This is a genomic window from Janthinobacterium sp. CG_23.3, assembly GCF_046115965.1.
Classification (GTDB): domain Bacteria; phylum Pseudomonadota; class Gammaproteobacteria; order Burkholderiales; family Burkholderiaceae_D; genus Janthinobacterium.
The window spans coordinates 1-7698 of sequence record NZ_JBJXIB010000185.1 but is presented as its reverse complement, the minus strand read 5'-3'; the positions used below and the strand labels follow the sequence as shown (position 1 = coordinate 7698).

General features: G+C 60.5%; 5 protein-coding genes. 3 read left to right on the top strand and 2 right to left on the bottom strand.

The window, feature by feature from the left end; translation table 11 throughout:
- Positions 1-281: 281 nt before the first annotated feature.
- The 3 genes from ACFDR9_RS26125 (at position 282) to ACFDR9_RS26115 (ending at position 3766) form a co-directional block, all read left to right on the top strand.
- Positions 282-542: a hypothetical protein gene (locus ACFDR9_RS26125; protein WP_157406641.1), complete on the top strand. Its 261-nt coding sequence runs from the start codon at positions 282-284 to the stop codon at positions 540-542.
- Positions 542-1861 carry a cytochrome ubiquinol oxidase subunit I gene (locus ACFDR9_RS26120; protein WP_409032860.1) on the top strand — a complete coding sequence of 440 codons (1320 nt, stop codon included), beginning with the start codon at positions 542-544 and terminating at the stop codon, positions 1859-1861. The genes ACFDR9_RS26125 and ACFDR9_RS26120 overlap by 1 nt, the downstream gene beginning before the upstream one ends.
- 120 nt (positions 1862-1981) lie before the next feature.
- Positions 1982-3766, top strand: coding sequence for a DUF2235 domain-containing protein (locus tag ACFDR9_RS26115; protein WP_409032859.1), 1785 nt, complete (start codon positions 1982-1984; stop codon positions 3764-3766).
- Between the two features lie 2 nt (positions 3767-3768).
- Here the strand turns inward: ACFDR9_RS26115 and ACFDR9_RS26110 are convergent, their stop codons facing one another.
- The gene (locus ACFDR9_RS26110; protein WP_409032858.1) at positions 3769-6942 is read right to left on the bottom strand and encodes a BTAD domain-containing putative transcriptional regulator; all 3174 of its coding nucleotides are present in this window, start codon (positions 6940-6942) and stop codon (positions 3769-3771) included.
- A 157-nt stretch (positions 6943-7099) separates the two neighbouring features.
- Positions 7100-7285, bottom strand: a complete 186-nt coding sequence (locus ACFDR9_RS26105; RefSeq protein WP_409032857.1) for a hypothetical protein — start codon at positions 7283-7285, stop codon at positions 7100-7102.
- Positions 7286-7698: the final 413 nt, after the last annotated feature.

Genomic DNA, 7698 nt, shown 5'->3' with positions numbered 1-7698 from the left:
ACGCAAGCAAGGCCATGGCATGCTTGAGGTTCTGCTCCGGGCCTTCAACGGTAATCCTATCCCGCTTGCCGCATAGCGGCTGAACAGTCACGTTTTGCTTTAGGTCGTACACCTCGATCACATCGAGTAGCCGCATTCAATCACGTCGTGGTGTATTTCCGATGCGGGAGGGCATCTGTGAACGAACTGTAAGCCCGACGAGGATACCGTGTGTTTCGAACAGACCGGCAGGAAGCAATGGCCTGTTTCATTCGAACACCCTTATCAACGTGGAGCATGAAATGAAATCACAGAATCTTGATCATCGCGCATTCCGGTCGATCCCAGGCGCGGCTCGCCCCAATCCTGCCAGCGGCCCGGCATCGAAAACACCCGTTGCCGCAGCCGTGCAAGGCCTGCGCAGCGCATTGCAGCCAGGCTTTCCCGGGCAAGCGCCACGCATCGGGCACAGGCTCAACTGGTTTATCGGCCTCTACCTCGTCTCCCTGTTTTCCTTCGGCGGCCTGATGTCGGCGCTCCGCTGGACGCTGGAACTGCTCTGATGGACAGCATGGGGATCGTCATGCTGTCGCGAGCTCAATTCGGCGCCACCGCCAGCTTGCATATCATTTTCCCTTGCCTGATCATCGGCTTGGTGTTTTATCTGGTTGCGCTTGAAATACTATGGCTGGCAACGGGCAGGGAAATCTATCGAACGCAATTCGACTTTTGGGTAAAGCTGTTTGCGGCGGCGTTTATCGTCGGCGTGGCGACCGGTGTCGCGCTATCCTTTCAGCTCGATACCGCGTTCGGCGGCTTCTACGATAAAACGTTCGCCCTGCTTGTGCCGATTCGCAAAATGGAGTTGCTCAACGCCGTGTTTATCGAGGCCGGCTTCTTCGGCGCGATGGTATGGGGCAGGGAGCGGGTCGGCAAGCGCCTGCATCTGGCCGCGACATTGCTGGTCGCGCTCGGCGTCGTCACGTCGATGGCGTGCATCCTCGCGCGCAATTCATGGATGCACACGCCCGACGGATTTTCCTTGCTGGGCGGGCGCTTGGAAACGCGGGACTGGCTGTCGCTCGTCCTCAGTCCCTCTTTTCCGTATCGCTTTTTTCACATGCTGGGCGCCAGCTTCTCAAGCGCGGCATTTGTCGTCCTCGGCGTTTCCGCATGGCTGATGCTGAAGGGTCGCGAGCCTCACTTCGCGGCGTTTGGCTTGCGCGCTTCCTTGCGGGTCATTGCCGTCGTGCTGCCGCTGCAATTCCTGTCGGGGGATTTGCATGGCTTGAACACCAGCGCATACCAGCCGACAAAACTGGCCGCAATCGAAGCCTTGTGGGACACCACGCATGGCGCGCCGATGGTGCTGTTTGCGCTGCCGGACCAGGAACGGGAAAGGAACCGGTATGCCATCGAGATCCCCAAGCTCGCCAGTCTGATCGTGGCCCATTCCCTGAACGGGAAAATCGCCGGCTTGAAGGAAGTGCCGAAGGACGAGCGCCCGTATGTTCCGCTGGTGTTTTTCAGCTTTCGGATCATGGTCGCGATGGGCGTGATGATGTTGGCCGTCGGGATCGTTGGCATGGTGCTGTTGCGCAAGAAACGCCTGTATGACAGCCGCCGGTTTCTGCGCATCTGTTGCGGGATGATTCCGAGCGGGTTCATCGCCACCATCGCTGGATGGTGCGTGTCTGAAGCCGGCCGCCAGCCTTGGGTGATCCATGGTTTGCTGAAGACCGTCGACGTTGCCGTGTCCATGCCGGCCGCGCGGGCGATGCATACCGCCGCCTGGTTCGGCGTCGCCTATGCAGTCTTGTTCGCGGCCTTCTTCTATGGCGCTTGCCGCATGGTCAAACAGGTGCCCGTCGGTTCTGCGTGAATGTGTGAGCGGTCTGTAAGTGTCATGTGTCTATCTTCTGCATCTGGACCGGGCAATCGAGAAGGCGGATTGCCCGGATAACGAAGTCAAAGGCGCAGAGCGCGCGCAGGAGCAAGCATCGTGGGAAAAAACATCATTCTTCTTTCCGATGGGACCGGTAACAGTTCGGGAAAAGCGTTCCGGACAAATGTGTGGCGGATCTATCAGGCGGCCGACCTGGCCGATCCGCAGCATCCAAGCTTGCCACGCCAGTTCGCGTTGTACGACGATGGCGTGGGTAGCTCGTCCTTCCGTCCTTGGGCCTTGCTGTGCGGCTCGGTGGGCATTGGCCTTGCTCGCAATGTGCGCGAGCTCTACATCTTTCTCTGCCGCATTTATGAACCTGGCGACCGCATTTACGGATTCGGCTTCAGCCGCGGCGCGTTTACCATACGCGTGCTGACCGGCCTGGTCATGAGCCAGGGCCTGGTCCCGTATGGCGGCAACGAGGGGAGGCTGCAGCGGCTGGCGGCGGGCGCCTATCGCGCCTATCGGCGCCAATACACGACCCGCTTCGGCTTGCTACGGCCATTGCGCGCGGTACGCGATGTCGTGATCGATGTCCTGGACCGGCTTGCCAGCCGGCCTCGCTATCGTGACGTCGCGAAGAGGGGGGGGCCAGGGTCGGAAAATCCGCTGCAAATTGAATTTCTCGGGCTATGGGACACGGTCGACGCCTATGGACTTCCGATGGACGAAGTGGCCCGTGTCATCGATCGATTCATCTGGCCGTTCAGGATGCCCGATCTGAATCTGAACCCGCGGGTCAAGCGGGCCATGCATGCGCTGTCGATTGACGACGAGCGCAGGGCATTTCATCCCCGCCTCTGGAATGAAGAGGAACTGCCCGGCAGGTCCGCGCCAGAGGCGGCCACCCATGTCGATGCCGAGCGCATCAGCCAGGTATGGTTCGCCGGCGTGCATTCGAACGTCGGCGGGGGCTATCCGGACGACAGCCTGTCCTATGTTTCGCTGGAATGGATCATGGCGGGCGCGGCAAAATGCGGGCTGCGCTTCAGCGACAAGATATGGCAGGGGTTCCGCGCGCTCGGCGACGAGAATGGACGCCTGTACGACTCGCGCCGGGGACTGGCAAGCTACTATCGCTACAAGCCGAGGCGGATAGAGAATCTTGTCAATAACGACGAGGTCAGGATCCGGCGTCCGAAGATCCACGAAAGCGTCTTGCGCCGGATCAGTGTCGGGCATGAGGGCTACGCGCCTTTCGTGCTGCCACCCGATTTCGCGGTCGCGCGCGTGGATGGCAGCATCGTCGATGGCGGCGCCTACCTGCATCTCAAGGACATCGGAAAGCAGTCGGCGTTCGGCAACCATAGCGAACATGTCTACAATTGGGTCTGGTGGCGCAGCGCCGCCAATCTCTTTACGATTGCCGTCACGCTTGCGCTTGTGCTCATGCCACTCCTGCTGCGTGGCAAGCCGGCTGCCGCCTGCGGGGGTATATGGTGTCTGCTGGCGGCGGGGATCGATTTTTTGGCCTCCATGCTTCCGGGCGTTGCCCAACGGTGGATCGGCTGGTTTTCCTCGCATCCGAAGGTATTGCTCACGCTTGCCGTCATGGCCGTCGGCGGGCTGGCGATGGGGAAAAAACTGGAATGCCGGATAAGCGATGCAATGCGGCCGGTCTGGTATCACATCGCAAAGATGAGAACGCTGAGCGGCCCCGCTTGCCCGCCCACGGAACCAGGTCGTATCAATCGGACGCTTGAATGGCTGCGCACGCGTCGTACGTATCATGCCGTCGCCGGCATCGTCCAATGCCAGATCGTACCGGTCCTGTTCATTGCCGCAATCGGCTTCGGCGGCATTGGACTGTTGCTGAATGCAACGTACGGGTACCGCTAACTTTACTCTTGCGTACTCGCCAGATATGCCGCTTCGGTCTCCGCCGATGGCTTGACGCCGAGCACGACGGAGAGCATTTGGCGGCAGCGGCGATAGACCTCGATGGCTGCCGCCGTTTCGCCGCGCCGTCGATGGCATAGCATCAGGCTGCGGTACAGCTCTTCCGAGAGATTGTCGATTTCAATGCCGCGCTGGTACGCCGCCACTGCGCGGTCCCAGTCGCCCGCCTGTTCCCAGGCATGCCCGAAACTGAGCGCCTGGCGCAGGAATTTGCCGCGCAAGCGCTCGCGTAGCGGCAGCGCCCAGGAGGCTTGGGTCTCGCGCTCCAGGAAGTTGCCCGGATACAGACGAAAGAATTTGTCTGCGACGCCGAGGCAATCGCAGGGCTTGTGTTCAAGCTGGTTCGCCAGCCGCTCGAACGCCCACACGTCGACCCAGACAATGTGCTGATTCAGCGAAAGTTTTCCTTCATGCATGGTGATCGCATCGTCGTGCCTGAGCAGCTTGCGCAGGCGGTGCAGGCTGGTATTGAGCGCATGCTGCGCCGCGTCGCCTTCCACGTCCGGCCATACATCGCCGGCCAGCATGGCTGCGGATGCCTCTCGGCCGCCGTGGGCGATGAGCGCCTTGAGCAGTTCCAGCGGCTTGGCTTGGGCCTTGCCCGATGTCTTGGCCGGCATGTCCTCGATGGCGATGGAAAAGCGGCCCAGCGTATACAGCTTGATCGGCCACGGCCACTGCTCGCTATCGGGCGTATCCGGCTGCAGCCCGCGTACTCGAATGAGTTGCTTGACATAATCGACTTCAATGCCTTCTTCCAACGCACGGCGCAGCAGCGGCGAGACGATCTTTGGTTGCCAGCGCAAGGTGTTGACATAGCCCTGCCCGCGTCCGATAGCCAGACCGGCGCGCAGGATCGGCAGGCCGGCGGCGGCGTCGCCTGTTTTCAGGGCGGCGTAGGCTTCGATCAACAGCGCGTCGAACGTGAGGATCAGGCTGGCTTCGCCCGCGCGCAATCGCATCCCGCGGGCGCTGGCGCCGGCGTGTTCCAGTTCGCCGGCTTCGAGCAGCAGCTGCGCGCGCGCGATCAGGCAGTAAGTTTGAATCGTCACCGCGCCGGTTTCGAATGCGCAGTCGACGGCGGTTTGTCCATGCTTGAGGGCCGCCGCCAGCTCGTTTCGGGCCAGGTGGTACCAGGACTTTACCGAGTGGAACAAGGCCACGTCCATGCGCCGCTGCGGATCGATGGACGCTTCCAGCTGCGGGATGAGCTGGCGCGCGCAATCGAGGTCACAAAAGGAGAGGGCGAGAATGGCCCGCTGCGTCAGCACCACGGGCTCGATGAAAGTCAGATGGTATTCCCGCGCAATATCGGCGGCTTCCTTCAAGACCGTGGCCGCGGCATTGTGCTCGGCGCGCAGCAACAGGTAGTATGCGGTGGCAATGCGCCACCACACCTGGTTCAGGGGTGACACCTGCGCATGCGCGAGATGCGGGCGCAGCAGCCCTACCACGTGCTCGGCGTAGTCGAGGTTGCCGCGGAAACAATAGCAGTTGAGCAGAATGGTGCCGGAGGCAAAGCGGACGCCGGCCGGCACGTCCTCCGCCAATAGCGTGAAGGTGCGGGCCGCCTCGCGCATCAGCAAGGGATGTTGCGGTTGGCGGTAGAGGAGTGCGGCCAGCAGCGCCGATCGCGCGCTCAGTTCGGCTTCCGGCGATGAAAACTCCGCGCCGTCGGCCAGCAAGGCATTCAGCAAATCGATCCAATGATCGAGCGGCGCGAAGGAGCTCCACTGGAAGTAATAGGTTTCCATGATGGCGGAAATGGCCCGTATCTGGCCGGCCGTGTCGTGTTGCGCCTTCAGGCCCGCGTACGCTTTTTCCAGCGCGCCGCGGGCCTCCCCGGGGTCGATGGCGGCGTCGCAGATGCCGCGCCAGTAGCGCAGCCAGGGGTCGGCGTCCAACGCGCCGGCGGGCAATTGGTCGATCCAAGCCTTCACCGTCTGCCAACGGCCATGCTGAATCAGCTCATGCGCATGCTGGCGGATCAGCCGCGTGGCTGCCGGCCAATCCTGGGTGGCGACATACAGCGGCAGCGCATCCTCGGGACGCTTGCCGATTTCAAGAAGCCGCGCCGAACGCCGCTGCAGCAGCAGGCATTCCGCCGCGTCGAGCTGCCGGCACGCGCGCGCCAGCAGGAACTCGCGAAACAAGGCGTGGTATTGGTACGTCACTTCCGGCTCGTCGCGGCGGTCGATAAAATAGCGCAGGCGATACAATTCATTGAGTTGCTGGCCGGCCTCAAGGTCGCCGCTGATCGCTTCGGCCATCGGCACCGTAATGAGCGGAAGGAAGGCGGTGCGCAACAGCAAATGCTGCGCCTCCGGGGATGCCGCCGAAAATATTTCGACAGCGAAGTAATCGAAAAGCGCCTGGCGCGACATGGGCAGGCTTGCGCCTTGTGCGCTGCCGACCGAGCGGTGCTGGCTGAGCATTAATACGAAGCCGGCGGCCCAGCCTCCGGACATTTCCCGCAGGCTGCTTGCCTTTTGTTCGACCTCTTCGGGGGAAACGCCTTCGAGCAGCGCAATTTTGTGGGCTTCGTCCATGCTGATCTGTAAGTCATGCCGGTCGAGGGAAATCAGCGAGCGGCTCAGTTGCAGCCGCAGGAACGCATCGGGCGGCTCCAATCGGCTGGTGACGATAATGTTCACGTCCTGCGGTACCTCTTCCATCGCATCGCGCATAATCCCATGCAACACCGAAGTCAATGGCACCGCATGGTAGTTGTCAAATATGAGCGCGCCCGGGTGCGGCAGGCAATGGAACAGTTCGCGAAAAAATCGACGCGTGAATCCGGGAAGATCAGACAGGTATTCGGGCGCCAGAAGCGGCAGATGTGCGGTGCGCAGCAAGCTGCCGGCCGCCATCGCCAAGTAATAGAAAAAGCTCGCGGGGTCGGCGTCGCCGCTATCGATTTGATACCACACCGCGTTGAGCTTTCTGGTCTCGAGATAACTCGATACCAGTGATGTTTTTCCCGAACCCGGAGAACTGGCGATCCAGACCGCTTGGTGTTCGCGCGCCTCATCGAGCCGCAGGAACAGGCGCTCGCGCGGCAGTGTTCGATACAGTCTTGGACGGGTCAGCTTCGCAAGGGTAAACGATTGTTCCATGGTTGTCTCTCGATCAGGTTTGTTTTTCGATGTAGGTCAATGGGCGCGGGAATCCATTGTGGTAAACGCGATCAAGGTTAGAGCATGGTGCTCCGCTGCGAGTTCTCCACAGAACGGCAAAGCGCGTGGATTTGATCGATATGCATGGCCTACCGCTTCATTGATGCATGATGAGCTTGATCAGGGCCAGCGATTCTTGCGGAATTCTATCGACGCGATGAATCATTTTTTCAATTTCATGCAGCTTGCGGGCGGCATCGACGCATGCCTCGCGCGTTGACAGATTCAAGGTCTTGTCAATTGCCGCTTTATGCAGCCGCCATCCCAATTCCGCACTGTTCATTTCTGCTACTCCTTCATCTACGCAACGCCGCGGGACCGGGCGGCCTGCATTCAAGATTGCGTCCGCTGCGCTTACAAATAACTCACCGCTCCGGCGAAAACCGCGACGCGGCGCCAATGAACGAATGTGTGGGCCATCTGTAAGAAACGCCCGGTTATGTTGCTTGCGTGAAGACGGGAATACGCCATCAAGTCCTTTCCCCCACTCTTCATCCGGCAAGTCGCCACACGTAGGCCTAGCAGTGCCAGGCCACCTTTACCTATTTTTAAGAAAGCACGGAGGAAAAAATGAGAGATCCAATTTTGTTCTGGAATGAAATTTCGTGACTATTCAGCCTGAGCGTACAGCGTAGAAAGTTGTTGTAAACGAATCGTGGATAACGCATCATGCGTGCATGCCACCAAAACCGCCCC